The organism is Paraburkholderia fungorum (genome assembly GCF_046027605.1).
GTDB lineage: Bacteria > Pseudomonadota > Gammaproteobacteria > Burkholderiales > Burkholderiaceae > Paraburkholderia > Paraburkholderia fungorum_F.
Genome location: NZ_JAQQEF010000029.1, coordinates 72,974 through 99,310, shown reverse-complemented (window position 1 = coordinate 99,310; position 26,337 = coordinate 72,974). Strand labels below are relative to the sequence as shown.

Genomic DNA, 26,337 nt, shown 5'->3' with positions numbered 1-26,337 from the left:
CCTCGATGAAGACGCCACGCTCGTCGCACCGTTCAGCGAGCGCCAGCGGCTCGTCAACAAGCCGCTATACGACAAGCTCGATCGCGAGTACGCGGCGAAGGATTGAACCCTATGGACAGCGCGAGGCGGCGCGCAAGTCCATGACACCCTGAAGCGATTCTCGGCGCTGCAACCGGATTTGTTGCGTTACGATTCAAGGCTGGCGGCCACGAGGCGTATTTCCACGGATACGTCACGGTGTGGGCCGCCATTTCCCTGCTCGTCTTTATCCGGATGCCGGAAACACGTTTTCGAAAGGTAGTCGCAAGAACATGAGGCCAACAAGATATCGCGGTACCGCCTGGCACATTAAAGGCCCCAACGGATCCACCCGCCCTGCAATAAGGGCGGTGCAATGACGACAAGCGGCGCACGCAATTCACACGTAGGCTGGCTGCCGTACATCGTGGCGGCCACCTTCTTCATGGAGTACCTCGACACCACAGTGATCGCCACAGCATTACCGCAGATGGCGCATTCGTTCGGTGTCGGCCCGAACAGCCTGAGCCTCGGCATGACGGCTTACATGCTGGCGCTGGCGATTTTCATTCCGGCGAGCGGCTGGGTCGCCGACCGCTGCGGCTCACGCACTGTGTTCTTCAGCGCGATCGGCGTCTTCACGGTGGCTTCGGTGTTGTGCGGGTTATCGCAGAACGTCACCGAGTTCACCGCGGCACGGCTTCTGCAAGGCATCGGCGGAGCAATGATGGTGCCGGTGGGCCGCCTGATCGTGGTCCGCAGCACCGAGAAGAGCCGCATGATGCAGGCCATCTCGACCATCACCTGGCCGGCGATCGCCGCGCCGGTGGTCGGTCCGCCGATCGGCGGTTTCATCACGACTTATGCGTCATGGCGCTGGATTTTCCTGCTGAACGTGCCGTTCGGCCTGGCGGCAATGGCAATTGCGCTCGTCCTGGTGCCGAACCTGCGCGGGAGTGAACGCAAGCCGCTCGACGTGGTGGGCCTGCTGCTGAGCGGCGTGACGTTGACCGCGATCCTGTACGGCGCCGAACTGGCGAGCCAGCCTGGCGAGAATCCGTGGATTGCCGCGGCGTTCATTGTGGGCGGCTTGCTGGCCGGCGTGGTGGCGTTCCAGCATGCGAAGCGGCATCCTCATCCGCTGATCGACGTCTCCACGCTGAAGATTCCGACCTTTTCGGTGACCGTGGTGACAGGATCGTTCACGCGTATCGGCATTGGCGCGGTGCCCTATCTGATGCCGCTGCTGTTCCAGATCGGCTTCGGCCTGTCTGCGTTCAAATCGGGCTTGCTGCTGCTTGCGAGCGCGGTGGGCAACCTCGGCATGAAGGCGCTGACCACGCGCATTTTGCAGCGTTACGGTTTCCGGATGGTGTCGATTGTCGACGTGACGTTGGCCGGCATCGCCATCATTGCATGCGGCCTATTGACGCCGAACGTACCGCTCGTGCTGGTCCTGTTGGTCGTCTTCGTCTACGGCGTGGCGCGTTCGATGCAATTCTCGACGCTTGCCACCCTCGCCTACGCCGACGTCGCACAGCCGCAGATGAGCGCGGCCAGCACGCTGTGGAGCGCGGCGGCGCAGATGACGCTCGGCCTGGGGATTGCCTTCGGCGCGGTGTCACTGCGCGCCGCTGCGTTCATCAATGGCGAGACGACCGGCCGCGTTTTCACGCTCGACGACTTCCGCCTGGCGTTTCTGTTTGCCGGCGTGGTGACGCTGATCTCGGTGATCGGCTACATGGGCCTCGCGCACGACGCCGGCCAAAGCATCGGCGGCGGTTCGCGCGGCACCGAAGACCCGGCGAAGAGCTGAGCGCAAAGCGAGGTTGATGGCAGAATTTGAAGCGCAATTGAAGCCAGGTTGAAGCGGCGGCGCCCAACCGGCGCCGCCTCCTTCAATGGCTTGATCAGAACAAGTGGAGACATGCGGTGCAAGCCAACGAACTGACGATTTCGCGCAACAGGGCCGACCTCGAGCTGGACATGATCTACACGTTCCTGTCGCAAGAGACCGCATGGGCGAAAGACATGCCGCGCGAGACGTTCGACCGGGCGATAGCGGGGTCGCTATGTTTCGGCGCGTATCTCGAAGGCAAGCAGATTGCATTTGCCCGCCTGATCACGGACGAGGCGACATTCGCCTACCTGTGCGACGTGTTCGTGCTGCCGGGGTACCGTGGCCGGGGCTACGCGTCGGCATTGATGAAGCACGTATTCGCCAGCCCGTCGCTGAGCGGTTTGCGCAGAATCGTGCTGGTGACGACAGACGCCCACCACGTCTACAAACCGCACGGCTTCAAGGAACTGGCGACGCCGGAGCGTTATATGGAACTGCACAATCCGGACGTCTACAAGACGGCTTGAGCGCGCTCCATATGCACGGCACTGCCGGTCTGCGACGGCGGAAAAAATCGAAGTGCGCCCGGTACTCGGCGCCCACCCCATATCTCAACACCTGCAACCCTTCGTCATGGTCGACAGGTCAGTTCATCTAGCTGGCGAAGCGCTTTTCGAGCCGCTCGAGGAAAAGGGCCGCCCCCGGTGATACCAGGCGCCTTCGCTAGTGCGACTGGGGATCACATCATTCGATCCGTTCTCCGGATTGACGGTAGTGGACCGTTTGAGCACTTCTCGCGCAACGATTGTTGAGCGGGCAAGCGACAGCAATCGCCGCACGCCCAAAGGCGGCTGCCTTGTTTAAAGCCGCCTCAATCAGCGCGCTGCTCAACGCTTTCCTCATGGCGATACAGATTGCCGTAGGCACCTTGAGCGGCAACACGATGACGCGAGTCAGCGCGCTCGCCGTCAGCGGCTTCGTCACGATCGCCAAGGAAACGCTGTTTCGCTACCTGCACGCCGCGGGCCGGCGCAGCGGCTCGGCGATTCTGCAGGCCAGCGCATGGCACGCGCGAATGGATGCGGTATCGGCGCTGGTCGCGACCTTGGGGGTGGCCGGCAGCATGGCCGGTCTGCCGATGCTCGATCACGTGGCAGCCGCCGCGATCGGCCTGATGATCATGCGCATGGGGTATCTCAGCGCGCGCGACGCATTCAAACAACTGTCAGCCGGTGCAGCTGAAAAAGCCGTCGCGCTTCGCACAGCCGAATAGCGCGTGTCGCGGGTGGGCATGCACGCGTTCTTTCCGTCCGCGGCATGCACAGGCGACTGTCAGCCGTAGGCGCGCTCGCGCATCCACTTCGTCATGATCCATTTGTCGCCGCCGAGCACCGGCGCGCCGCCGTGCAAGGTCAGCGGATCGAGCTGCCGCTGGCCGTTCATATAGCGGAAATAGACGGCGCCCCCCTGTTTCGCGGCGACAGACATGCCCGCTTCCGGGAAAATCGTCTCGCCACCGTCGGGCACGTCGTTCAGATAGATCACGAGGGTCGCGACCCGCTGGCCGCCCCGGGTGGTGTGCACCGCGCTGCCGGCCTGATCGGGCGGGAAATAGTCGAAGTGCGGGCGATATTCGCCGCTCGTGCCGTAATGCAGAATCTGCAGCCCTTCGCCGTTTTCAACCGGCCAGTTCATCAGACTCGAGATGCGCCGGTCCATCTGTTCGATGAACGGGTCTTCGCCACGCTGGTACCAGATGCCTTCGCTGGTGCGGTTGCGGATCACGTCTTCCTTGCCGGTGGCGGGGTTGACCGTGGTCGAGCGCTTCAGCCGATGCCGCGAGCGCTCGATCATCTCGTTGCATTCGTCCGGCGACAACACATCCGCGAACACGACCACTTGCGGCCGCTCGCAGCGCATCAGCACGTGGACATCGCGATCGTGCGCGCGGATCACATTGCCGCGCGCAACGGGCGACTCGTCGTACTGGTACGTTTGCGGCACGGCTTTTACCAGCGCGGCCTCGGTTGCCGCGGGCGCGGGGGCCGCCGCTTGCGCCGAATTCCTGCCGGACGCTTTGTGCACCGCCGCGTGCGCGGCTTCCGTGGCAAACCCGGCCTGGACCATCGCGTCGATCATCGAGTCCGCGCTGCATCCCCGCGCTACGTTGCTGCTCAGCCAGGCTTCCCATGACTCATCCATTACAGGCATAGCATTCCCCGCTTTTCCGTGTGACAAAATACTGCATCAACTGGCCGGTCCATAGCAAGGGCGGACGCAGGACGCCCGAATTGACCAGTTACGCGCGGCGCTGCCGGCGCCGATAGAGGTCGAGGCCTTTTCTCGCCTGCGCCCGGATTGCGCGCTGCACGAAAGGCGTCCAGCCCAGCAACGCGCCTTTGAGCCCCAAAGCCTGACGGGACCAGCGCCAAAGGTCGAACGAATCGCGATGTTCGACGATGCGCCCGTCCCGAAACCCAAAGCGGGCGTCGATGCGGTTGATCACCGTGCGGCCCGTCTGACTGAACGTGTAACGGGCTACCCAGTGGGCGCGGCCGGTGCGCTCGTCCGCTTCGACCCCGTCGAATGTCAGCGAGAAATCCTGTGCGCGCGCCGCCAGCATGCGCCACATGTCGCGCGCTTCCTCACCGCGCAGCTCGCCGAAGGCCGGGTCGATGAAGACCACATCGTCGGCATAGCAGGCAGCCATTGTGTCGGCGTCGCGCTGCTGGAACGCAGTGTAAAAACGCTCGATGAGTTCGGTGTTGGGATGGCTCATTTTCTTGTGCTTGTGCGTTACCCGCTTAGCCGCTTAGCCGCTTAACCGGTGGTGAAAACGGCCCGTGAAGAAGCGCGCGCCGGGGTTCCAGCGCGCACGAGCAGCACACGATATCGGAAAACGAGGCAGTCGGGGCGCGGCAGGCTGGATCGCCTCTCTAATTGTTCGACGCAACCCCACTCACCCGAACAGCTTCACCCTTGCGACCTAGCAGCCAGATGCCCGCCGCAATCGCCACCGCCACTGCGCCGGCCAGATAAAGCGCCGCGGCAAAGCCACTGGCAAAGCTCGCGTGCGCGGCCGACATCAAGGTGACCCGCAGCGCCGGCGGCAGATGCGCCGTGGCTTGCGCCGTATCGCCAGCCAGCACGCGTGACATGAAGCCCGCGTCGAGCGCGCTGCCGATATCGGGCGTCATCTGCGTGGCGGCGACGAATGCGGCGTGCGTGCGGGCCGCGAGCACCGCTCCCAGCACACCCACTGAAGTCACGATGGCCGTGAAGCGCGTCGTCGTGCTGATACCGGACGCCATGCCAGTCCGGTCAGGCGGCACGCACGCCATGATGGCCTTCTGCGTATCGCCATTCATGATTCCCGCGCCCAGCCCGGTCACGACCATGCCGAGCGCCACCAGCACATAGCGCGTGTCGCCGGCGACCAGCGCCGTCAGCAGATTGCCGGCCGCGATCAGCAATAGTCCGCTCGACAGCAACGCCAAACCCGACATCCGCCTCGCGAGCGCCGCGCCGATGTACGGCCCGAGCACCATCGCCAGCGCGAACGGCAGCATGCCGACGCCCGCCATCACCGCCGACAGGCCGAATGCGTTCTGCAGATAGAGCGGCAAAAACGTCATCATCACCTGGGCGCAAGCGGCGTAGCCGAACATCGCGAGCACGGCGGCGACAAAGCGCGGCTGGCGGAACAGCGCAAGGTCGACCATCGCATGAGCTCGCGAGCGTTGCACCTGGACGAATGCGGCAAGCAGCAGCACGCACGCGGCGAGTCTTGCAGCGGTGGTCCAGCTCGCAAGCCCGTCGACCGGCACCTCGATCAACGCCCAGATGCCGAGCGCGAGCGCAAGGCCGAACAGCATGCTGCCGGCGGCATCGAGCGGGCCGGGTCGAGGATTCCTCGACTCGCGAATCGAGCGTGACGCGCACCACGCGAGCACGGCGCACACCGGCAGATTGAGCAGGAAGATCCAGCGCCAGCCGAGCCATTGGGTAATCACCCCGCCGATGAGCGGCGCCACCGTCGTCGCAAGGCCCATGCAGGTGCCCCACACGGCCCAGGCGCGCACGCGTGCGGGCCCTTCGTGAAAGGTGTTGGCGATCACGGCGAGCGCCGCGGTGAGCAGCATCGCGGCGCCGACGCCCTTGACCGCGCGCGCCACGTTCAGCATGGCCGCCGACGGCGCCGCCCCGCAGCCCAGCGACGCCAGAAAGAACACCGCGAGTCCGAGCAGCAGCATCCGCTTGCGGCCGACGCGGTCGGCAAGACCGCCAGCGGGCAGCAGACACGACGCGAACGCGACCATGTACGCGCTGACCACCCATTCGACATCGGCGAAACTCGCGTGAAACGAGCGCGCGATCGACGGCAAGGAGACGGCCACGACATTGGTGTCGAGAACGATCAGCGCACAGGTCGCCGACGCTGTGGCCAGCACGAACGCGGGGTTGACGGGTTTGGAGTCTGCAGGCAGTGCGGGACGGGTGGACGCGGTTGACATACGGCGCAGGTGGAGTCGAATCGAAGTGATTCGATGGTAGCGAAGCGTCTGTTTCCTGTCATTGGCATAAACTCACAAAATAATTATCTCTGGCGGAAATACTGAAGACCATGCGAAAACTCGAACTTCGCCATATCCATGCGTTCGTTTGCGTCGCCAGGCATCTGCACTTCTCCCGCGCCGCCGACGAATTGGACATCGCCGCCCCATCGCTCACCAAGCTGATCCAGGAAGCGGAACGGCTACTCGGCGTACGGCTCTTCCATCGCACCAAGCGGTCGGTGGCATTGAGCGCGGCAGGCAGCGCCTACCTCGCTGAAGCGCTCAGCGCGCTCGACCACCTCGCGCGCGGCGAAGAGCGCGCGATTCTCGCCGAGCGCGGCGAGCTGGGCAGAATCGAAGTCGGTTACGTCGCATCGGCCGCCTACGCGGGTGTCTTGCAAGCGGCGGTCAGCGGCTTTCGCGCCAGCTATCCGGGCGTCGACATTTCGATTCGCGAGGTGCCGATGGACAGCGCAGCCGAGATGCTGCGCGACGGCCTGCTCGACGCCGCCTACGTGCGCCCACCGATGCCGCTGGTCGACGGCATTCAGGCAAGCACGGTGCACCGCGATACGTTCGTCCTCGCGCTGCCGGAAAGTTCCGCGCTGGCTGGCTCGCCCGACATCAAACCGTCACAACTGCGCGATCAATGTTTCGTGCTGCCGGAACAGGAAGCCGGCACCTTCGAAGTCGCGCGGCGCGGGCGCTTTTCGCCGCGGCTCGGAGCCCGTCCCGGCACGCTCGCGGCGGTATTGGCCTGCGTATCGCTAGGCGGCAACGTGGCGGTCGTACCGCATACGCTGGCCGATTGCATCGCGTTGCCGGGCGTCGTCTACCGAAATATCGCCGGCAAACCCATCGCTTCGGAAATTGCCCTTGCCTATCGAAAGTTCGAGCGGGCGCCCGCCGTGCGGGCATTTCTCGAGTTCGCGCGAAGCAGGTAAAACCTGCCCGCACTACACGTAGGCCGTCTTTCGTTATATCCTGTCGAATATCACGGTATGCTTCGTGGAACGCGGCGGCTCGCCCGTCGAACGCACACGACGAAGCAAAACAAGCAAGCAGGAGCCAGTAGCAGTGCCTAGTCGATCCACAGCGCGATCCACAGCGCGAGCCAACTCGCGATCCACATCGGGATCCTCCTTGTCCGACCCGGCGGGACGCCTTCCGAACGGGCTTTCATCGACCATCGTCGCGGTGAAGTCGGCGTCTGAACGCGGCCGCGCCGAGCTGATCCGCGATGTAGTCGACGCTTACCGGCGCCTTTACGGCAGCGTGCAGCGCTTCGTGCTGATGTTGACGAACGACCAGCTGAACTTCGCCTCGGTCGGCACGTTGGGCTCGCACTCATTGAATCAGTTGCTGTCGATCCTCGCCGAACAGGCCAAGGCGGCGGCTTTCGTCCGTTTGCGCGATCTGAAAGCCTCGATCGAAGAAGCGCGTTCAGCCGAGCAGCTTCGCGACGCGATTTTCTCGGACGCGTCCAGCAACGACCTGGCTGCGTTACGCAAGGTGGTGGCGGAACTCGAACGGCTCGACGCGGCATTTATCGGCCTGTGCGTTGGGCATGTTCTGGAGGAGCATGCGCGGGCAGCATCATCCGGCTCGCAGACGGCTGTGGTCCGGCGCGCCGCTGGCCGCCCTCCCGCCGCCTCTGCGCCTGCCGCCCCTGCCACCAGACGCAAATCGCAATCACGCGCTGTGCCCACGCTCGTACGCCCCAACGAATAATGCGTCATTTGCGCACATGAACGTTTTCTTTCACCCATCGCTATATCCTTTCGAATATATCGTCAGCACGATGCGTTGGGCGAGCGCGTCCAGCCCGCTCGTTCAGTCAGCCTGATGCCAGAACCGGATCCGAGGTCCTCATGCACACGCCGCCGTTTCGTCTCGCCCAGCCCTCACGCCTCAAACTGTCCGGCGACGAGCTTGCTGGCACCGGCCTGCAGGCGATCGACCCGTGCTGCACCCCCGCCAAGATGTCGTTTTCGAATGTCAACCGGCGCGCGCGCCTCGCGGAGCTCGATGGCCAACTGCATTGTTCGATCATCGGCACCTGTCTCAGCACGCACGAACTGCGCAAGCTGGTGCCTAAATTCACCAACCTCGATCGCCACGACGCGAGCGACCTGGAGATTCACCACTCGGCCGTCGAACTCGCGATCGATGGCGGCGCGGGCGCCAAAGCCCTGCACAAATTGCTCGACGAGCACTATGCCGGGGCGATCCGTCGTTTCGACGACGCCGCCGACGAAGTCGACTTGCTCAAGCTCTGGGACGAAGCGCTGAAAAGCGGCGACATCCCGCCAGCCTACTGGGCTTTGATGACGCATCCGTACGCGACCTTGCAGGTGCGCCAGAAAGCGTTCGGCGAATTGCACATGCTGTCGCATCTGGTCGGCGCGGCGAATCGCGCGGACATCCGCCGGCTGGTCGCGCTCGAAGCGGAAAACGCCGAATTGAAAGAGAAACTCGAGCGGCAGCAATGCGGCTTGCAGGAGATCAGCACGCAGCGCGACGCCACGATCGCGGCGCTCAACGAGCAGATCGCGCAGCTCACTGCGTTGGCCATGCGCCAGACGTCGACGGATCCCAGCGATCTCGAAGCCGAGGTATCCAGGCTGCGCGACAAGCTGGCCGACACCGACCAGCGGCTGGCATTGCACACGAGCCGCCGCGAGACCGCGGAACAGCGTATGCAGCAGGAACAGGGCGCGGCGCTCGCATTACGCAGGAGCCGCGATGAAGCATTGGCGCAGTTGTCGCAAGTGCAAAGCGAATGCGATGCGCTGGAACGCGCAACCGTGGATGCAGCGGGCGGCCATGGCGCGGGGACGCGGCAAGCCAGCCTCGACGGCATACGCGGCAAACGGATTGTTTATGTGGGCGGCCGGCCCGGCTCGAACGCCGCGCTCAAGCGGCTAGTGGAAGCGGCCGGCGGGGATTTCGTAGTGCACGACGGCGGCGTCGAAGATCGCAAAGGTCTGCTCGCCGCGGCATTGCCGGGGGCGGATATCGTCGTGTTTCCGGTCGACTGCGTCGATCACGATTCGATGAATACGCTCAAACGGGTGTGCGAACGGCATCAGATCGACTATCACCCATTGCGCACGGCGAGCGTGGCGAGCTTTGTGGAGTTGGTGGGCCGCTTGCGCCCCGAGCATCTTGCCCAGTTGGGCAAAACGCCGCCGTCGGCGTTTTGCCTGCGCCACGGCTGAGCTTTGAGGCGTGCTCAGGCAGACGCAGGGTGTGCGTTGCGAGCGCCAGTTCTTATCGGTGAACGACTAACCAGGCGCCGTGATCCGCGAGTCCTGATCGTGAACCGCGCGAGTGCTGAACGGACCCGCCCATCTCCACTCAGGAGCGAATCAGCCTGGTCAGCTCGGCGAGCTGTTTCGCGCAGCATCGTTCGGCCTCGACTTCCACGTCACGGTAGAGCCGAATGATGCTTTCGCCCACCGGCGTCAGCGTACAACCACCGCCGCTTTGACCGCCCTGCTCCGAGTGCGTGGCGGGCGCCTTGAGCGAACGGTTCAGCTCGTCGATCAGAAGCCATGCGCGCCGGTACGACATGTCGAGGCTGCGCGCCGCAGCCGAGATCGAGCCATATTCGCGCACGGCTTCAAGCAGCTCGACTTTGCCGGGTCCGAGCGCGACCGCATCGCCGCTGCGGATGCGCATTCTGAAGCGCACTTCAGGGCGCGGCCTGGCGGGTTTCGTCGCCGGTCTGGGTTTGGTTTTTGCGGTATCAGCCATGCGCAAAAGCATACACGAAGCGCCTCGCGCTGCCATCCTGGCATAGGCTCTAGTGGCGGTCCGGGACGCAATGCCCATAGTCCTCGCAACCCGGGCAACCGGGTGCCGGGCCAGGCTCGAGCCCGACCGAAAGCGCGCGTTGCTGAGCGAGGAATTTCTTCCAGCGCAGGTTTTCGACGTTGAGCACGACGAGCGTCGGGAAATAACGCGTCAGCATCCATGTGACTTCTTCACGGCCCGCAAGGCCGAGGTCGCGCCACAGGTGGTCCGGCCGCAGGCACGCGTGAGCGATGATCGCGGCGAGGCACTGGGCGTCGTTCGCATCGACGGTGGTGCTGGAATGCGTGAGCAGCAGCGCGTGTAGCGTTTCGACGAATTGCGCGTGTTCGCGTGTGTCGACGGGTGGTAACGCAGACAAAGGCGCAAGCACGGACACGGGCGCGTGTACCGCGTGGGCGAAATGCCGCTCCAGTAATGCGCGCCAGGCTTGCGGCGGCAACCCAGGCAACGCAAGTTCGTGACGCACGTCGCGCGCGGCAATTAGCCTCGCAAACAATTGCGTATCGGGCGACGCCGCGTTCGTGGCCGCCGCCAGCCACGCCGCCGTGCGCTCGGCAAGCTGCGCATCGAGCGCCGTGAGCAGCGATTCGGCGCCCGGCGCAGCAACATCCGCAGCGGGCGTAAGCGGTTCGTCAGACATGGCGGCGGCGCGATGATGAAGAGCGGACCATGGTACGCCTGTCGCTCGAATCGCCTACGCCAAAGGCTTCAGGACATGCGCCTCGATACGCGCGAGACGTTTGACGTGGCGTGCAACTGATCTCACATGACCACACTGAGTGCACAGCAACGTGCACCGCCGCGCGATGACGTCGTAATATAGCGCTCTTAATAACGTATCGGGGTTAATCGCATGATTCGCAAGCTGCTCGCTTCTCTCGTGATCGTCACCGGCGTCATGACAGCCGCGCCCGCCTTCGCGCAGGACAACACAGTCAACGTGCTGTACGCCGGTTCGCTCGTCAATCTGATGGAGCGCAGTGTCGGCCCCGCCTTTGAAAAGGCCACCGGTCAGCAATTCCGCGGCTATGCGGCGGGGTCGAACAAGATCGCCAACGAGATCAAAGGCAAGCTGCGCCGCGGCGACGTGTTCATCAGCGCCAGCCCGACGGTGAACAACAGCCTGATGGGCGAGGCGAACGGCGACCACGTCACGTGGTACGTAACCTTCGCCGAATCGCCGTTGATGATCGGCTACAACCCGAAAAGCAAGTTCGCGGCGGACTTCAAGACCAGGCGCTGGGATCAGGTGTTGCAGGAGCCGGGCATCCGGATCGGCCGTACCGATCCGAAGCTCGATCCGAAAGGCGCCTTCACCGTCGATATGATGAACAAGGCCGCGGCGCTTTATCATCAGCCGGACCTCGTCGAGAAGACCTTGGGCGACGCGGAAAATCCCGCCCAGGTTTTGCCTGAGGAAACGCTGGTGGGCCGCCTCCAATCCGGCCAGCTCGATGCCGGTTTCTTCTACTCGACCGAAACCTCCGACCTGAAAATCCCTGCGCTGCGCCCGGCGCCAGAATTGCAGGCCAAGGCCAGCTACACGCTGACGATTCTCAACGACGCCCCGAACCGTACGGGCGCGAGCAGCTTCGTCGACTTCCTGCTGAGTGCACAGGGCCGCGCGCTGCTCAAGCAACACGGTGTGGACGTCATCAAACCGGCCACGACCGGCAACGTGCAGGCAATGCCGCCTTCGCTGCAAGCCGTGATCGACGCCGCGCAGTAAGGTGTGGTGAAACAAGCGATGAATCAGGCGGTGGATCAGGTAGTAAATCAGGCGGTGAAGCAGGCAGTGAAGCGGTCGGCCGCGCGGCCGCTATTGTGGCTGGCGGCGCTGCTGGCCGTCTATTTATGCGCCCCATTCATCGCGAGCGTGCCCCAGCTCGGCGCGGCCGATTGGCCGAATGTCGACTGGTCCGCGGTGGGGTCGGCGGTCGGCATCTCGGCGGCGAGCGCCAGTGTGGCCTCGTGCGTGATTCTGCTGGGCGGCGTGCCGCTCGGCTATTTTCTGGCGCGCTCCAACTCACGCAAGATGGCGCTGCTCGGCTTCGTCGTGCAGTTGCCGCTTGCGTTGCCGCCGCTCACGAGCGGCGTGCTGCTGCTGTTTCTGCTGGGCCCGTATAGCTGGGTCGGCCAGTTCACCGGCGGCAAGCTGACGGACTCGTTCGCCGGCATCGTGCTCGCGGAAACCTTCGTGGCCGCGCCCTTCCTGATCATCGCCGCGAAATCGGCGTTCGCCGCCGTCGATCCCGTGCTCGACGACGTCGCCGCGACGCTCGGCCATCATGCGAACAGCCGCTTCTTCCGCGTGATGTTGCCGGTTGCGTGGCCGGCGATTCGAGCGGGACTCGCGCTCGCGTGGTTGCGTGCATTCGGCGAGTTCGGCGCAACGGTGATGGTCGCCTATCACCCGTATTCGCTGCCGGTGTACACGTATGTCGTGTTCGGCGGCCAAGGCCTGCCGGCGATGATGCCGCTGCTGCTGCCGACGCTCGCGATTGCGATTATCTGCGCGGCGCTGTCGATTTATAGCCTTCGCTCAAAAGCCGCGCTCGAACAAACAGAAAGCGGCGACGACGCGCTGGAACCCGGCACGGATCTAACGGCGAGCCGTGGCGAGAGCGCCGATCTGCGCCTCGCCTTTCATTTGCAGCGCCGCCTGGGCGCGTTCGACCTGGACATCGCGTGGACGCCTGCAACGCGGCGGCTGGCGATCATCGGGCCGTCGGGCTCGGGCAAATCGCTGGCCTTGCGTCTGATCGCGGGGCTCGAATCCAATGCGTCGAGCGACGTGCGGCTGGGCACCACCGACTTGGGCACACTGCCGCCCGAGCGCCGCCAGATCGGTTATATGCCGCAAGACTACGGTTTGTTCCCGCACATGACGGTCGCGCAGCAACTCCGGTTTCCGATCGACGCCGACGCCGCCAGCGCGCGTTACTGGCTCGATCATCTGGGCCTCACACAACTGGTTGCGCGCTTGCCGCATCAATTGTCGTTCGGTCAGCGGCAACGCGTGGCGCTGGCGCGGGCCCTCACGCGGCATAGCGAACTGTTGCTGTTCGACGAGCCGTTCGCGGCACTCGACACGCCACGGCGGCGGCGTTTGCAGCAGTCGCTGCGCGCGTTGCAGCGCGAGATTGCGGCGGTGACGATCATCGTCACGCACGATCCCGACGAAGCGGCGCTGCTGGCTGACGAGGTGCTGGTCGTTGAACAGGGTCGCGTGCTGCAGGCGGGTTCCATCGACGCGGTGTTCGAACGGCCGGCTTCGATGCGCGTTGCGGAACTGCTCGGCTTGCACAACGTAGGCGTTGGTTCGATGACGGCGCCTCGGCAGGTCGAGATCGGCCACGGCCTCGTGATCGCGACGAGCGATAGCGGTTCCGCCCTGCCTGCCGGGCAACGGGTGATGTGGCGCATCTCTTCGCACGCCGTGACGATTTCACCCGAGGGCGCTCATGCCGGCGTGGTCGACGCTGTCGAGTTACGGCGAGGTGACCGATATGTGCGCTTGAATATCGCGGGGATGCGGCTCGATATCGCGAACGAAGACACCCGGCTGCGGGAAGGAAGCCCTTGCCGGATCGATATTGAGGCCTCCGGCGTTGCAGTCTGGAATGTGAGTTGACGGGTTTGTTCCGGCGCTAGCAGCGGCATGGCGATTAGGCCACGCCGCCGCTGCCGCTCCCGCTGCGGCCGCCAAACGCCCGCTTAAACCTCGTCCGCGTGTGCCCGCTTCCTGACTTCGGAAAACGCAACGTCGACGAGCAACTTCCCGGAATCAAACACAGTGACGAGCGCCTCGTCCCAGTCCCCTTCAACGGTACGGTCGTCCCAGACCAAAGGCAGCGTCGCCGTCCGGTACTCGCCTGTGTGGCGATTCATCAGCAACGTCAGGCGGCCTTTCATCGACCGCTTACCGGCATCCGTCACCGGGTCCTTGCGGACGTCGTGCCATTCATCGCCGAGCCGGATGGCCGAGCACTTCATCGCGAAGCGCTGCGTATCGCGATTGATCTGCTGCAACAACGCGCCACCCATGCCGAACACGATGTTGTCCGCGGCAAAGCCGGCCTCATCCATGGCCGCAAGGATCGCCTCGATCGAATCCGGATTCACGCCGTCGCCCTGAATCACGCGGACGGTATTGAGCACGCGCCGCCCCTTGCCGTTCACCGTCGAACCAAACGATGCCTCGAGCGAGCGCATGGTTTGCAGGACGATCGTGAGCGGATCGCCGGAATCAGGCCGGATCACCAGGGTACCGCCGGAATCGAGCACCGCCTGCTTGAGGTCTTTGCCCCATACCTCGAGTGCGGCGAACAGGTCGTAGGAATCGGACACCACCGAAACGATCGCCCCCGGCTTGCCGAACTTCGCGATCATGTTGCGGAACGCGTCCGTTTCGCGCTCGCGACCCCATGCGGTGATCGTGCTGTGCTCCGCGGCCGGCACCGAAAACGCCGCCATCGGTTCGTTGTAGTAGTGGTTCGCGGCGACCACACCGAGCACCGTATCCGAGCCCATGAAACTGACGAGATGCGCCGAGCCGCCAATTGCCGCCGACTCCGCGCTCGACACGCCGCGCGCGCCGAAATCGTGCAGCTTGAACGGCAGTTGCGTCAGATCGTCGCTACTCTTTTCCAGATAGGCGCGGATCGTCTTGCGCAGATGCCAGCTTTGCGTCGCCACCGTAATCGGATACCACACGCGCAGCAGCATCGTTTCCAGATACGAGGCGAGCCAGAACACCTGGGGGTCGTCGCATTCGACCGTGACCAGCACATTGTGCGTGGGCACCACCGAGCCTTCCGGCACCGCGCGGATCCGTACCGGCAGATAGCCGCCATGATGCTCGACGATGTAGCGCCAGCCGGCTTCGTTGAACGGCTCGCCATGCGCCGTGAAAAACGCTTTCGCCTGCTCGATCATCTCGGCGGTGATGGGGCGGCACAGATATTCCTTGATCAGCATCTGCAGACCGAAGAACAGCGTGCGGTCATAGCGTCCGCCGCGCGACTCGATGTACGAAAACATCGCCGACGCTTCAGGCGGATATTGCAGGTAATGCGACGCCTTGTACGAATCCGTGTTGAGGATCGGATTGGACAGGATCGACGCCATGGCGTTGAGTGGGTTTGTATCGTTTTGCATGGGTGATGCTGCGCTCGTGCGGTTCTCTCAAGAGTAATCGGGTGGCCTCGGGGACGTGGCGCTTGCGTCGTAGGCGAAGCTACACCATACACCGTCAAAACCCGCCCGGAACCACCCGGACCCGCACCTTACCTCGTTATGCCCGATACCGCTTGTCGGCGCACAGAAGGTGTTCCTCTCGCACAATGCGCTCGACTTGCTGGCGGATGTCCATGCCATGCGAAACGCGCCGCATTGCATTCCGGCTACACGCGGCAAGCGGCCGGGTTCAGTGCCCAGGCTTCAGTTGCGGCGGCGCATTCGGCCGTGCCGCGAACAGGCGGCCGAGCATGCCTTTGCGCGGCTCGGCGGGCGCCGGCCACAGCATGTCGGCCAGCAGACAGATGCCTTGCGCCAGGCCGCTGTCGTGGGCCGAGGTGACGAGCGGCACGCCGCGGTTGAGCGCCTCGTTGACGCGCTTTTCGTCACGCGCAAGCTGGTGCGCGACTCTCGCGCCGAGTGTCTGTTCGAGCGTGGGCAGGTTGATGGCCGCGTTCTTGTCGTATTGATTCACCACCACTCGCACCTTGCTCGACGGATAACCCAGCTCCCTGAAAATATCGAGCATGCGGCGCCCGCCGTGCAGGTAAAGCAGGTTTTGCCGCACCACCATGCAAATGGCGTCGCTATGATCGAGTGCACGGATCGTCAGCGGATTGAGGCTTTGACCGATGTCGATCAGTACTGCGTCATACCGCTCGCGTACCAACCACAGAATTTGCTCCAGTTGCGCGGGCTGCACCTCGGCTGCCTTGAGGGGGTCGCCGGCACCCGCCAGCACGTCGAGGTTCGCGTGTACCCGCATGACACATGCGTCCAGCAAGCCGGCGTCAAGGCAGTCGATCTGCGAGCACAGATCGGCAAGCGTCGCGGGCGGCGGTTTGTCGGCCATCAACAGGCTGGCATCGCCGAATTGCTGGCTGAGATCGATCAGCAGCACGCGGCTGTTGCGCAGCGAGGCGAGGGAATACGCGAGATTCACAGCGATCAGCGTCGTACCGCTGCCGCCCTTGCTCGACACCAGCGAGACGATTCGCCCGGCGCGGCGGCCGCCCGCGTTCTTTTTCGCGGCGATATGCGTGAGCGCCGCAGCGATCTTGCAGGCCTCCAGCGGCCATGACAGCACATCCCGCACGCCGACGCGCATCGCGGCAGTCAGCAACGCAGTGGATGGCGCCGGCGTAACGAGCATGCAATGCAGGACAGGCGAGCAGGCCAGCGTCTCCTCCACGCCGTCCAGATCGCGCGCGCTCAACTCGACGTCGTCGACGATCAGCAGATCGGCGCTCCTGATCGCGCGGGTATGCATGCGCAACTGCCGCAGCGTGCAGTACGCGGTGCGCAAGCGATACACCACGCCGCTTTCGTCGAGACGCGCGACGATGTGCGGCGCTCGCTCCGCGCTGGATGTAATCATGAAGATGTCGATCATGCCAGGTCTCCGCCGGCCTAAGGCCTGTCAGTGGGCAAGGCCGCGTCGATAACAGTCGGCATTCAGGTGTAGTCGTCGGGATCGGATGGGTAGATGTCCACGCCGCGCTCCTGGCCTCGTTCGGGCGCAACCGGCATCTCGAACATCGCGTCGCGCAGCGCATCGCGTTGAATCTCTGCCTGGGCCTTGCGTTTTACCGCCTCGGCGATGACCAGCGTGAGCAGATCGGCCGACGGCGCGGCGAACAACCTGCGCTGCCGCACCAGAAGACGCCGATAAGAGAGCGCGGCGCCGTGCGCCGTGATGTGATGGTCCAGCCGCGATGCGGCCAGCTTGCTATTCGTTTTCATGACACCCCCCGAATGATGGACCCTTCGCGGACCGCATCCAGGTAAGCCGTGCCTGCGTTAGTACGCAGGCACGGCGCCCGGTTCACCTCGTAACATGCGCCCCTCTATGGAGACTCTGGCCATTCCTCCCCGCTTCGTCGCGCCGGCCGGTCCTGACCGTGCGCTGCCCCTTCCCTGTTCTGTGCGTCGCGTGCCCGTGAATTGCGTGGGCACGGTACCTGTCGCTTTTTTTACTTATTTATTTCGGCCAGCTACGTTGGCCTGCTACTTCGGTCATCCACTTCGAATCCGTCCAGCTTGACGGAAAAAGTGGCGAGGTCAGCGTTTCACGTTGTCCGGTGATGAATGACCGAAACTTCGTCTCGATCATTCACCCCGTTTTTTAGACATCCGTTTTTCAGTGGCCCCGCCGCACCCTCGCAAGACGCATTGGCATCCCCGGCCGCGCTTACGAAGATAATGTTTGCCGCCGGACTCCAGTTGCTTCCCCGTGCTTCCGGACCGCGGCGGCAATGCATTGGCTTGCGAAGCTCTTATTGCAATGGCTGTGCCAGGCACCTTCAACCCCTTGCCGCATGGTGATTCTGTCGCGACGCAGTTTGTCTGGGCCGGCTTCGCGACACGCGTTGATTCGGATTCGACACGCGATTGATTCAGCGCACGCGCATGGCGGGACAATCTACCTGTCCGCATGACTGGGGACGACCCGCATCCCACCCTGCCAGGCCGCGCTTTGCGGCGCACCCCGGTCAAATGTGCCGATACTTCGGGGCACGAAGCAGCACTTGCGACCCCTGCCCAACATGTCGCAAGCTTGAGACGCGGCGGCTCGGTGTTTCGGCAGCCGTTGCACGACGATCGTCATGCGTTTTACCGCGCTCTGTGGTACACCTCGCATAGCCGGGGTTGACCGACTATTTTTGAACGGCAAGCCAACACCTCGGAGCACGAAAAACGTTTCTGAATCCCGATTTGTTTGTATGGCGTTCGAAAGCGCTTTCGCTTATGGTTAAGGCATGCGCCACATAGAGCGCCTGTGTCGGGCCACCGAGGTAAAAAACGGCTGTTGTGATTCGGGGATGAAATAGTCAGGCGGGTTCAGCGTTGAACGTTGCTTCCGTGATCTGGCCGATGCACCTTGCGGCTCGTGCCGCCGCTCCATGCCCCCGCCATTACCGCTACCGTGATTTGTCATTACCGGTCCGTCCAGTACGTCCAGGTGCAGTTCTGAGAGCAGCAACGATCCGGGGGTTACATGAATACGACTTGCACGCCTGTCGAAACCGAACGCACTGTTCTGTATGTGTCGAACTCGCCCGATCAGGATCTCGCCAGCTTCCTCGCCGCATCGGGCTGGCAGGCAGTGCACGCCAAAAGCACGGCGATCGCCGAACGCATGATCGAACGCGGCAACATCAAGGTCGGGCTGGTCGAATTGCCGGGTGACTGCACGTCGCAGCATCTGTCCGCGCTGGCTTCCTGCATGCGGCGCGTCGAAACCAATTGGGTGGCGCAGATCGCGCCGGGCCAGGCGGAAAACGAACTCGTCAGCCGCTTCATTCTCGATTACTGCTTCGATTTCGTTACCCGGCCGTGGCTGAACGAGCGGCTTGTGTTCGCGCTGGGCCACGCGCATGGGTTATCGAGCCTGCGGCATGCGCCGGTCGTACCGGAGCCGTCGCTTGGCCGGCACGGCATGGTGGGGCAATGCGAGGCTATGCAGCAGTTGTACCGGCGTATCGACAAATGCGGGGTGACCGATGCGCCAGTGTTCGTCGCCGGCGAATCGGGCACCGGCAAGGAACTGACCGCCCGTGCGATTCATGAGCGCTCGCCGCGCGCCGGCCGGGCGTTCGTCGCGATCAACTGCGCGGCGATTCCGCCGAGCCTGCTGCAAGCCGAATTGTTCGGCCACGAGCGCGGCGCCTTTACCGGCGCGTTGCAACGCAAGATCGGCCGGATCGAAAGCGCTAATGAGGGCACGCTGTTCCTGGATGAAATCGGCGACATGCCGCACGAATGCCAGGCGGTGCTGCTGCGCTTCCTGCAGGAAGGCACCATTGAACGGCTGGGCGGCAATGGGCCGATCAAGGTCGACGCGCGAGTAATCTCGGCGACGCACGTCGATCTGGACAAAGCCGTCGAAGACGGGCGCTTCCGCTCCGACCTGTATCACCGCCTGTGCGTGCTGCGGCTCGTCGAGCCGCCGTTGCGCGAGCGCGGTGGCGACATCAAGCTGCTCGCCAACTATGCGCTCAGCATGTACCGGCAGGACGGCGCACGCAAACTGCGCGGACTTTCGAGCGACGCGATCGTCGCCATGTCGAACTATCCGTGGCCGGGCAACGTGCGCGAACTGATCAACTGCGTGCGGCGTGCCGTGGTCATGAGCGAGGGGCGCTTTATCACGGCAAGCGATCTCGGCTTGCCGGAAACCGACCACGGTCCGGCGGTGACGCTGGCGGAAATTCGCAGCAAAGCAGAAAAGGACGCCATCGAGCATGCGTTGCAGCGGCATGGCTACAAATTGTCCGAGGCCGCGGCCGAGCTCGGTATTTCGCGGGCCACCCTGTATCGCCTGATGCATGCGAACCGGCTGCATCAGGAACCGGCGCCCGGGCGCGGGACGAGCGCCAACGGCGGCGCCGATTCCGATGACGAGGCGGAGCGGCAGGCGCCATCGCTGGTCTGATCTCGTAGGCCGCCTAAGCGGGGCACGCCTTTTTGCGCATCGAACCGTAGCGTTTTTATCCCGCGCATCCAGCGCCGATGCGATGACTCTCGTATGGGGCGTATTGTCTAGCAACGCTCAAATCCGATGGTTCCGTGCCGGTTGTCGCGGCCCGGCGCAGCGGACGTCGTGGCTGCCTATCGAATCGCCCCCGGCGTTGCTATGCTGAAGGCCGTTCATCCATCTCGGAGCGGACTTGGCCGATCAGCATGCTCGGGCGCATATGCGCCGCCCCTCCTCCGTTCTCCCCGCCCAGGCCAGCCCGTGCGACTCGCTCGCCATCCACGCTCGCCCCCTTAGCTTCGCTCACCCGTGCCGGCGCAAAAAGCTCGCGCTTGCCGCGACCATCCTCGGCTCGAGCATGGCGTTTATCGACGGCTCCGTTGTCAACGTCGCGCTGCCGTCGATCCAGACCGAGCTGGGCGCGAGCGTCGCGGCGATCCAGTGGGTGGTCAACGCGTATCTGCTGTTTCTCGGCGCGCTGGTGCTGGTGGGCGGCTCGCTCGGCGACAAGCTCGGCCGGCGCACCGTGTTTATCGCGGGAATCGGCGTGTTCACGCTGGCCTCGATCGGCTGCGGCCTCGCGCCCCGCGTCGGTGCCCTGATTGCGGCGCGCGCCGTGCAAGGCATCGGCGCGGCGTTGCTGGTGCCGAGCAGTCTCAGCATCATCGGCGCGGTGTTCGACGACAAGGAGCGCGGCCAGGCGATCGGCACCTGGGCCGGCGTCGGCGCGATCACGTCGGCGCTCGGGCCGGTGGCGGGCGGCTGGCTCGTCGATGCGTTTTCATGGCGGGCGATTTTCTTTCTGAACGTCCCGGTCGCGTGCGCAACCATCGCGCTGGCGATCGTCGCCGTGCCGGATAGCAGGCAGGAGGACGACGTATCGGAACTTGACCTTGCGCTCAAGGCAAACGCGCAGCCGAAGCTCGACTGGCTGGGCGCCATCACAGCGGCCGCGGGACTGGCCGCGTTGACCTATGGCCTGACCATCGCCTCGGCGCGCGGCTTCGGCGACCGCCGGGTGTTGACCTCGATCCTCGGCGGCCTGCTGGTGCTGAGCGGTTTCGTAGTGCTAGAAGCAAAGACCCGCAATCCGATGATGCCGCTCGACGTGTTCCGCTCGCGCGACTTCGTCGGCGCGAATCTCGTCACGCTGTTGCTCTACTTCGGGCTAGGCGGCGCGCTGTTTTTCCTGCCGTTCACGCTGATCCGCGGGTATGGCTATAGCGCGACCGAGGCAGGCGCGGCACTGCTGCCGGTGCCGGTCACGATCGGCCTGTTGTCGCGCTTCACCGGCGGCCTGACGAGCCGATACGGCGCGCGGGCCTTGCTGGGCATCGGCCCGGTGATCGCAGCGCTCGGCTTCGCGATGCTCGCGCTGCCCTGGGTGCGCGGCGACTATTGGCGCGGCTTTTTCCCGGCGCTCATCGTGCTCGGACTCGGGATGACGATCACCGTCGCACCGTTGACGACGACGGTGATGTCCTCCGTCTCCGCCGCGCGTACGGGCGTCGCTTCGGGCATCAATAACGCCGTCGCCCGGGTGGCGAGTCTGCTGGCGATTGCGGTGCTCGGCATCGTGTTCGTGTGGTCGCACGACGCGGCGCTCGACGCGCGGCTCGATGCGTTGCATGTCCCGCAAGCGGCGCGTCAGGCGACGCGGCTGACGCAAGACTCGATGGATCCGGGGCCGGCCGCGCCAGGCGCAACGGACGCGGCCGACGCGGCAGCACGGGCCGACGTGACGCACGCGCAAGCTGAGGCTCTCGGAGCGGCATTGCGAGCGGTGGCGCTGGCATCGGCGGGGTGCGCGCTGGCCGGCGCGGTGCTGGCGGCGTTGACAATCCGCGCAGCTACCGGAAAAACCGCCGTGCCGCCGCGCTAAAAGGGCAAGCATCAAGGCGCGATGCCGTTTGCGCCGGGCCATGTGCGCGGTCTTCCCAGCGGAGAACCCGGCGTAGCGTGCTCAACGACAGTTCAGAAACGGCTGAAACGTCCCGAGCAACTCAACCACAGTTCAGAAACGGCTGAAACGTCCCGAGCGAACGGTCGCCATACTGGTCAGTACTCGGAGCTTCGAGCCTCCGAGCCAACCGGGAGCCTTCACATGACGATGACCTGCTTTATCCGTTACCAGATCGACCCGTTCCAACGCGACGCATTCGACGAGTACGCACGCAACTGGGGACGCATTATTCCGCGCTGTGGCGGTCATCTGATCGGCTATTTTCTACCCCATGAAGGGACCAACGACATCGCCTGGGGCCTGATCGCGTTCAACAGCCTCGCTGCCTATGAAGCCTATCGGGCGACCCTGCGAGCCGACCCCGAAGCACGGGAAAATTTCAGATTCGCGCAGACGAAGCGCTTCATTCTGCGCGAGGAGCGCACCTTCACCGAGGTGGTCGACGGCACGCTCGGGGTGGCGGCAATGGGCGCGATGTAAGGGATCGCGGGCGGAGTTTCGCGCGCAGCGGCTGACGTGCTGGCCGATCCGCGTGGTCTGCCGGGCAAGCTTTCTGCTACCTCGGGTTACATTCCGGTTACAGTTCGCGCCGGCTCACCGCTCGCTGGTGCAAGCGGTGAAAGCCGCGGAAGGAACTTGTGCGACCAGAACGGTGTCGGTTCAGGGTCACTCCGCCGCACCGATCCGCGCGTTCCGGCACCGCTGTCCGCCCCTGGTACCCCGCTTTACACCCTATGCGCAAAATACTCCACGCCTGGTTTCTCGTTCTGCTTATCCTCGGCGCCTCGCCGGTCTTTGCCGCCGCGGTTGCCGCCGCGGCGCACCCTCCCGCCGCATCCACGCCATCCGGCGCCGCGGTCACGCTGACGCCCGAGCAGGCCCGCCAGGCCCTCAGCGTCCTCAATGACCCCAAACGCCGCGCGCAAGTCAGCGACACGCTCCAGGCGATCGCCGCAGCGGGCGCACTCAGCGCGCCGCCCGCCTCGGCGGCTACGGCTGCGTCGGCACCCACGGCCGCCAGCAGCGCCGCCGCGCTCGTGCCAGCCGCGTTCAAGTCCAATGGCCTCGCCTCGCAACTGGCCCGTCAGGGCGCGCATTGGGCCGTCCACCTGGGTGTGTCGTTGCGCGGCTCGGTCGCCGCGTTGCTCGATGTCGCTTCGGTGCGTGCCTGGTGGAACTGGCAGTTCACCAACCCGCAGGCGCGTAGCGTGCTCGTGCATGTCGCGCTGTCGTTATTGGCGGCACTGCTGCCCGCGCTCGTGCTCGAATGGCTCGCGCGTCGCCTGCTGCGCCGCGTCTATGCGCTTCTTGCCGCGCGCCGCGAACTGGGCAACGAAGACAGCGCGCCGCAAGCCGACCTGCCCGTCGACGTCCAGCCGCAGCCGGCCGATGCGCCGAATGCCGCCCCACCGCTGCCGGTCTCTCCGGGCGCGTCCGCTGCGGCGGCTTCGTCCGATGCAACGGTCCAGACGACGAAGCCCGGCGTGTCCTCGCCCGCAGCCAGCCCCGCCACCGGCAAAGCCACCGAAGCCAAAGGCAAGCAGAGCGCCGTGCATCACTGGACGCTCCTGCAGCGTCTGCCGCGCGCGCTGCTGACACTGGTGCTGCGCCTGTTGCCGCTGGCGGTATTCGTCGGCGCGGCGAGCGCGCTGATGTCGATCTTCACCGACGACGGCACGCCGCAAGACCGAGCGCTCGATTCGCTGATCGACATCTATGTGCTGTGCCGCGTGATCGTGATCGTCAGCGGCTTTTTCCTGCAGCCGGGCGCACCGCGCCTGCGTCTGCTGCGCATGAGCGATGCGTGGGCGCTTTTCGTGCAGCGCTGGATGGTGCGGATCGTCGCCGTGGTCGGCGCCGGTTCTGCGATCGCGGAGATCGCGCAGTCGCTCGGGTTGAACGACGCCGCGCATCTCGCGCTGATGAAGGTGGTCGCGCTCGCCGGCCACATCATGATCTCGATCCTGATCCTGCAATGCGCGACTCCGGTCGGCGAATTGATCCGCAGGCGTTTCGCGGCGCGCGAATCGCTGCAAATGTTCGGCAATGCGCTCGCCGACGCGTGGGCATGGTTCACGGTGTTCATCGTGATGGCGCTGTGGTTCGTCTGGGCGCTCGACGTGCAGAACGGCTATCACACCCTGCTGCATCTCGGCGGCATAACGCTCGCGATTCTGGTCGGCGCGCGGGTCGTCTCGATCGTGATATTCGGTGCGATGGCGCGGCTCTTCCATGCTCAGGACGACGCGACAAAGTCGCTCGTGCATGAGCATGCCTACCGCTATTACCCGCTGCTGCGGCGGGTCGTCGCTTGGATCATCGGCATCGTCACCGCGCTCGCGCTGTTGCAGGTATGGGGTGTCGATGTGATCGACCTGTTCCGTAGCGGTTCGGTTGGCCATCGGCTGGCTTCAGCGATCATCACGGTCGGCGTCGCCGCCGTGATCGCGCTGGTGGTGTGGGAAAGCGTCAACGTGTCAGTCGAACGGCGGCTGAAGCGCTGGACCACCAGCGGCGACCTGGTGCGCGCCGCTCGCCTGCGCACGTTGCTGCCGATGCTGCGCAGCGCGCTCTTCTGCGTGATCGCTCTGGTAGTGGTGCTCACCGGCCTGAGCGAACTGGGCGTGAACATCGGACCGCTGCTGGCCGGCGCGAGTATTTTCGGCGTGGCGCTCGGCTTCGGCTCGCAAAAGCTGGTGCAGGATTTCATCACCGGTATGTTCCTGCTGATGGAAAACGCCATGCAGGTCGGCGACTGGGTCACGCTCGCGGGCGTGTCCGGCACGGTCGAATATCTGTCGATCCGTACCGTGCGCTTGCGCGGCAGCGACGGCTCGCTGTACACCGTACCGTTCAGTTCGGTGACAACGGTCAACAATACCAATCGCGGGCTCGGCAATGCGGCGGTGAAGGTGAACATCGTGTTCGGCGCGGATGTCGATCTGGCGATCGACACGCTGAAGGAAATCGGCGCCGCGCTGCGCGAGGACGAGAAGTACAAGGACGGCATTCTGTCCGACTTCAGCTTCTGGGGCGTGGATGGGGTGGACGGTTCCGCCGTGACGCTGGCCGGCCAGATCCAATGCCGCGACAGCGCGCGTTGGGGCGTGCAGCGCGAATTCAACCGGCGCATTCTCGACCAGTTCAGCGCGCGCGGCATCGAAATCGCCAACCCGCAGCGGCAATTGCTGACGTGGGATCCGGAGAGCGTAGCGGCCAAAGTCGATTCGAACGGCGCGCCGGATGAAGGCTCCAAGGCCTTGGCGAAGGACGTACCGCCCGCAACGGCGCAGGATGAACCTTCCGGGAAGGCGAAGGACGAATCTCCCGCAATGGCGAAGGACGAACCTCCCGCGAAGGCGAGCGCCGAACGTCCCGCAATGGCGAAGGACGAATCTCCCGCGAAGGCGAGCACCGAACCTCCCGCAAAGCCAGCGGCCGCCAAAGCCGACGCGCCCGTGGAAGATCAGCTGCCCGTCGACCCTAAACCGGCCGGTGGCCCAGGAACGCCAGCAAATCCTGGTTCAACCTCTCCGCATGAGTGAAGTACAGGCCGTGGCCGGCGCCCTCGTAGACGTTTAGCGAAGCGCCTTCGATCAGCGCCGCGGTCGGCCGGCCGGTGAGTTCGAGCGGTGCCGAGGCGTCACGGTCGCCATGCACGACCAGCGACGGCACCCGCACGCGAGCCAGCTCCGCGCGGAAATCCGTGATGGTCTGGACGCGGGCGAGTTCGAGCATGGCCTGATGCGAGGTTTGCAGCATCATGCGGATCGTCCAGTCGAGCGGCGCGCGCGAGACGCCCGGGCCGAAATAAGGTGCGGCATTGGCCTCGATCCAGTCCGGGAAGGAACGGCTCAGCGCAATGCGGCCTTGCTCGAATAACGCGGCGTCAATTCCGTTCGGGTTGTCTTCCGTTTTCAGCAGATAGGGCGTGGCAGCGGGTGCGATGAACGCAATGCGGGCTACGCGTTCCGAGCCATGCCGCGTCAGGTAGCGCACCACTTCCCCACTCGCGATCGAATGCGCGACCAGCGTCACGTGACTCAGATCGAGCGTGCTGAGCACGCTGTCGAGATCGTCAGCGAGCGTGTCGAAATCATAGCCCCGCCCGGGATCGCTCGAGCGGCCGTGGCCGCGGCGATCGTAAGCAATGCAGCGACAGCCGAGGCGCGACAGCGGCTCCATCTGATAGGCCCACATGTCGGTGTTCAGCGTCCAGCCTGCCAGGAAGACGAGCGGCGTGCCGTGTCCCCAGTCACGGTAGAAAAGGCGCGTGTGGTCGGCGGTGCGGATGGTGTTGGGGTCGTCGGTGAGATGCGGGGCGGTTGCGTTCATGGAAGCCTCTTTACCTTGGGTCGGAATCGGTGTGCCGTGCCGCTACTTTGATTGGCAGCGGTAAGCAGGTCGATTACCTGGGAGGTAAAGA

21 protein-coding genes and 1 pseudogene are annotated in these 26,337 nt (G+C 64.5%); 13 read left to right on the top strand and 9 right to left on the bottom strand.

Annotation, left to right across the window (positions count from 1 at the left end):
- From PQR53_RS32705 to PQR53_RS32690, 4 genes and pseudogenes are all read left to right on the top strand, one after another.
- Positions 1–106 (top strand): annotated as a pseudogene (locus PQR53_RS32705) (carboxyvinyl-carboxyphosphonate phosphorylmutase); the annotation flags it as partial.
- A gap of 288 nt (positions 107–394) precedes the next feature.
- Positions 395–1,834 (top strand): MFS transporter, encoded by a 1,440-nt coding sequence (locus PQR53_RS32700; protein WP_408463609.1) that lies wholly within the window; start codon positions 395–397, stop codon positions 1,832–1,834.
- Between the two features lie 116 nt (positions 1,835–1,950).
- Entirely contained in the window at positions 1,951–2,385 is a 435-nt protein-coding gene (locus tag PQR53_RS32695) for a GNAT family N-acetyltransferase (RefSeq protein ID WP_408463606.1), read from the top strand.
- 329 nt (positions 2,386–2,714) lie between these two features.
- On the top strand, positions 2,715–3,131 hold the full coding sequence (locus PQR53_RS32690) for a cation efflux transmembrane domain-containing protein (protein ID WP_408463603.1): 417 nt from the start codon (positions 2,715–2,717) through the stop codon (positions 3,129–3,131).
- Positions 3,132–3,190: 59 nt separating this feature from the next.
- Here PQR53_RS32690 and PQR53_RS32685 read toward each other — a convergent pair whose 3' ends face one another.
- From PQR53_RS32685 to PQR53_RS32675, 3 genes are all read right to left on the bottom strand, one after another.
- Positions 3,191–4,069, bottom strand: a complete 879-nt coding sequence (locus PQR53_RS32685) for a 2OG-Fe(II) oxygenase (RefSeq protein WP_408463600.1) — start codon at positions 4,067–4,069, stop codon at positions 3,191–3,193.
- Positions 4,070–4,157: 88 nt separating this feature from the next.
- The gene (locus PQR53_RS32680) at positions 4,158–4,637 is read right to left on the bottom strand and encodes a nuclear transport factor 2 family protein (RefSeq protein ID WP_408463598.1); all 480 of its coding nucleotides are present in this window, start codon (positions 4,635–4,637) and stop codon (positions 4,158–4,160) included.
- A gap of 157 nt (positions 4,638–4,794) precedes the next feature.
- On the bottom strand, positions 4,795–6,372 hold the full coding sequence (locus PQR53_RS32675; RefSeq protein WP_408463595.1) for an MFS transporter: 1,578 nt from the start codon (positions 6,370–6,372) through the stop codon (positions 4,795–4,797).
- Between the two features lie 110 nt (positions 6,373–6,482).
- Here PQR53_RS32675 and PQR53_RS32670 point away from each other — a divergent pair, with 110 nt between their 5' ends.
- The 3 genes from PQR53_RS32670 (at position 6,483) to PQR53_RS32660 (ending at position 9,635) form a co-directional block, all read left to right on the top strand.
- Positions 6,483–7,358 (top strand): LysR family transcriptional regulator, encoded by an 876-nt coding sequence (locus tag PQR53_RS32670; protein ID WP_408463592.1) that lies wholly within the window; start codon positions 6,483–6,485, stop codon positions 7,356–7,358.
- Positions 7,359–7,557: 199 nt separating this feature from the next.
- Positions 7,558–8,145 (top strand): hypothetical protein, encoded by a 588-nt coding sequence (locus PQR53_RS32665; RefSeq protein WP_408463589.1) that lies wholly within the window; start codon positions 7,558–7,560, stop codon positions 8,143–8,145.
- 140 nt (positions 8,146–8,285) lie between these two features.
- A complete protein-coding gene (locus PQR53_RS32660) occupies positions 8,286–9,635 on the top strand; it encodes a DUF2325 domain-containing protein (protein WP_408463587.1) in 1,350 nt (449 codons plus the stop codon).
- Positions 9,636–9,774: 139 nt separating this feature from the next.
- Here PQR53_RS32660 and PQR53_RS32655 read toward each other — a convergent pair whose 3' ends face one another.
- Positions 9,775–10,173, bottom strand: a complete 399-nt coding sequence (locus tag PQR53_RS32655; RefSeq protein WP_408463584.1) for a winged helix-turn-helix domain-containing protein — start codon at positions 10,171–10,173, stop codon at positions 9,775–9,777.
- Between the two features lie 49 nt (positions 10,174–10,222).
- The gene (locus PQR53_RS32650; protein ID WP_408463581.1) at positions 10,223–10,873 is read right to left on the bottom strand and encodes a nitrogen fixation protein NifQ; all 651 of its coding nucleotides are present in this window, start codon (positions 10,871–10,873) and stop codon (positions 10,223–10,225) included.
- A 213-nt stretch (positions 10,874–11,086) separates the two neighbouring features.
- On the opposite strand from PQR53_RS32650, the gene PQR53_RS32645 reads away from it, so the two are divergent.
- Positions 11,087–11,962: an extracellular solute-binding protein gene (locus PQR53_RS32645; RefSeq protein WP_408463578.1), complete on the top strand. Its 876-nt coding sequence runs from the start codon at positions 11,087–11,089 to the stop codon at positions 11,960–11,962.
- Between the two features lie 66 nt (positions 11,963–12,028).
- Positions 12,029–13,867, top strand: coding sequence for an ABC transporter ATP-binding protein/permease (locus tag PQR53_RS32640; RefSeq protein WP_408463621.1), 1,839 nt, complete (start codon positions 12,029–12,031; stop codon positions 13,865–13,867).
- An 83-nt stretch (positions 13,868–13,950) separates the two neighbouring features.
- Here PQR53_RS32640 and PQR53_RS32635 read toward each other — a convergent pair whose 3' ends face one another.
- From PQR53_RS32635 to PQR53_RS32625, 3 genes are all read right to left on the bottom strand, one after another.
- Complete coding sequence (locus PQR53_RS32635) at positions 13,951–15,393, bottom strand: nicotinate phosphoribosyltransferase (RefSeq protein ID WP_408463575.1); 1,443 nt, start codon at positions 15,391–15,393, stop codon at positions 13,951–13,953.
- Between the two features lie 268 nt (positions 15,394–15,661).
- Positions 15,662–16,864 (bottom strand): CpaE/TadZ family protein, encoded by a 1,203-nt coding sequence (locus PQR53_RS32630; RefSeq protein WP_408463572.1) that lies wholly within the window; start codon positions 16,862–16,864, stop codon positions 15,662–15,664.
- Positions 16,865–16,926: 62 nt separating this feature from the next.
- Positions 16,927–17,214 (bottom strand): hypothetical protein, encoded by a 288-nt coding sequence (locus PQR53_RS32625; protein WP_408463569.1) that lies wholly within the window; start codon positions 17,212–17,214, stop codon positions 16,927–16,929.
- 1,255 nt (positions 17,215–18,469) lie between these two features.
- On the opposite strand from PQR53_RS32625, the gene PQR53_RS32620 reads away from it, so the two are divergent.
- The 4 genes from PQR53_RS32620 (at position 18,470) to PQR53_RS32605 (ending at position 25,456) form a co-directional block, all read left to right on the top strand.
- Positions 18,470–19,906, top strand: a complete 1,437-nt coding sequence (locus PQR53_RS32620) for a sigma 54-interacting transcriptional regulator (RefSeq protein WP_408463566.1) — start codon at positions 18,470–18,472, stop codon at positions 19,904–19,906.
- A 262-nt stretch (positions 19,907–20,168) separates the two neighbouring features.
- Positions 20,169–21,830, top strand: coding sequence for an MFS transporter (locus PQR53_RS32615; protein WP_408463618.1), 1,662 nt, complete (start codon positions 20,169–20,171; stop codon positions 21,828–21,830).
- A gap of 222 nt (positions 21,831–22,052) precedes the next feature.
- Entirely contained in the window at positions 22,053–22,391 is a 339-nt protein-coding gene (locus PQR53_RS32610) for an NIPSNAP family protein (RefSeq protein WP_408463563.1), read from the top strand.
- Positions 22,392–22,645: 254 nt separating this feature from the next.
- Positions 22,646–25,456: a mechanosensitive ion channel family protein gene (locus PQR53_RS32605; RefSeq protein ID WP_408463560.1), complete on the top strand. Its 2,811-nt coding sequence runs from the start codon at positions 22,646–22,648 to the stop codon at positions 25,454–25,456.
- Here the strand turns inward: PQR53_RS32605 and PQR53_RS32600 are convergent.
- The gene (locus tag PQR53_RS32600) at positions 25,395–26,246 is read right to left on the bottom strand and encodes an alpha/beta fold hydrolase (RefSeq protein ID WP_408463557.1); all 852 of its coding nucleotides are present in this window, start codon (positions 26,244–26,246) and stop codon (positions 25,395–25,397) included. The genes PQR53_RS32605 and PQR53_RS32600 overlap by 62 nt on opposite strands.
- Positions 26,247–26,337 lie beyond the last annotated feature (91 nt).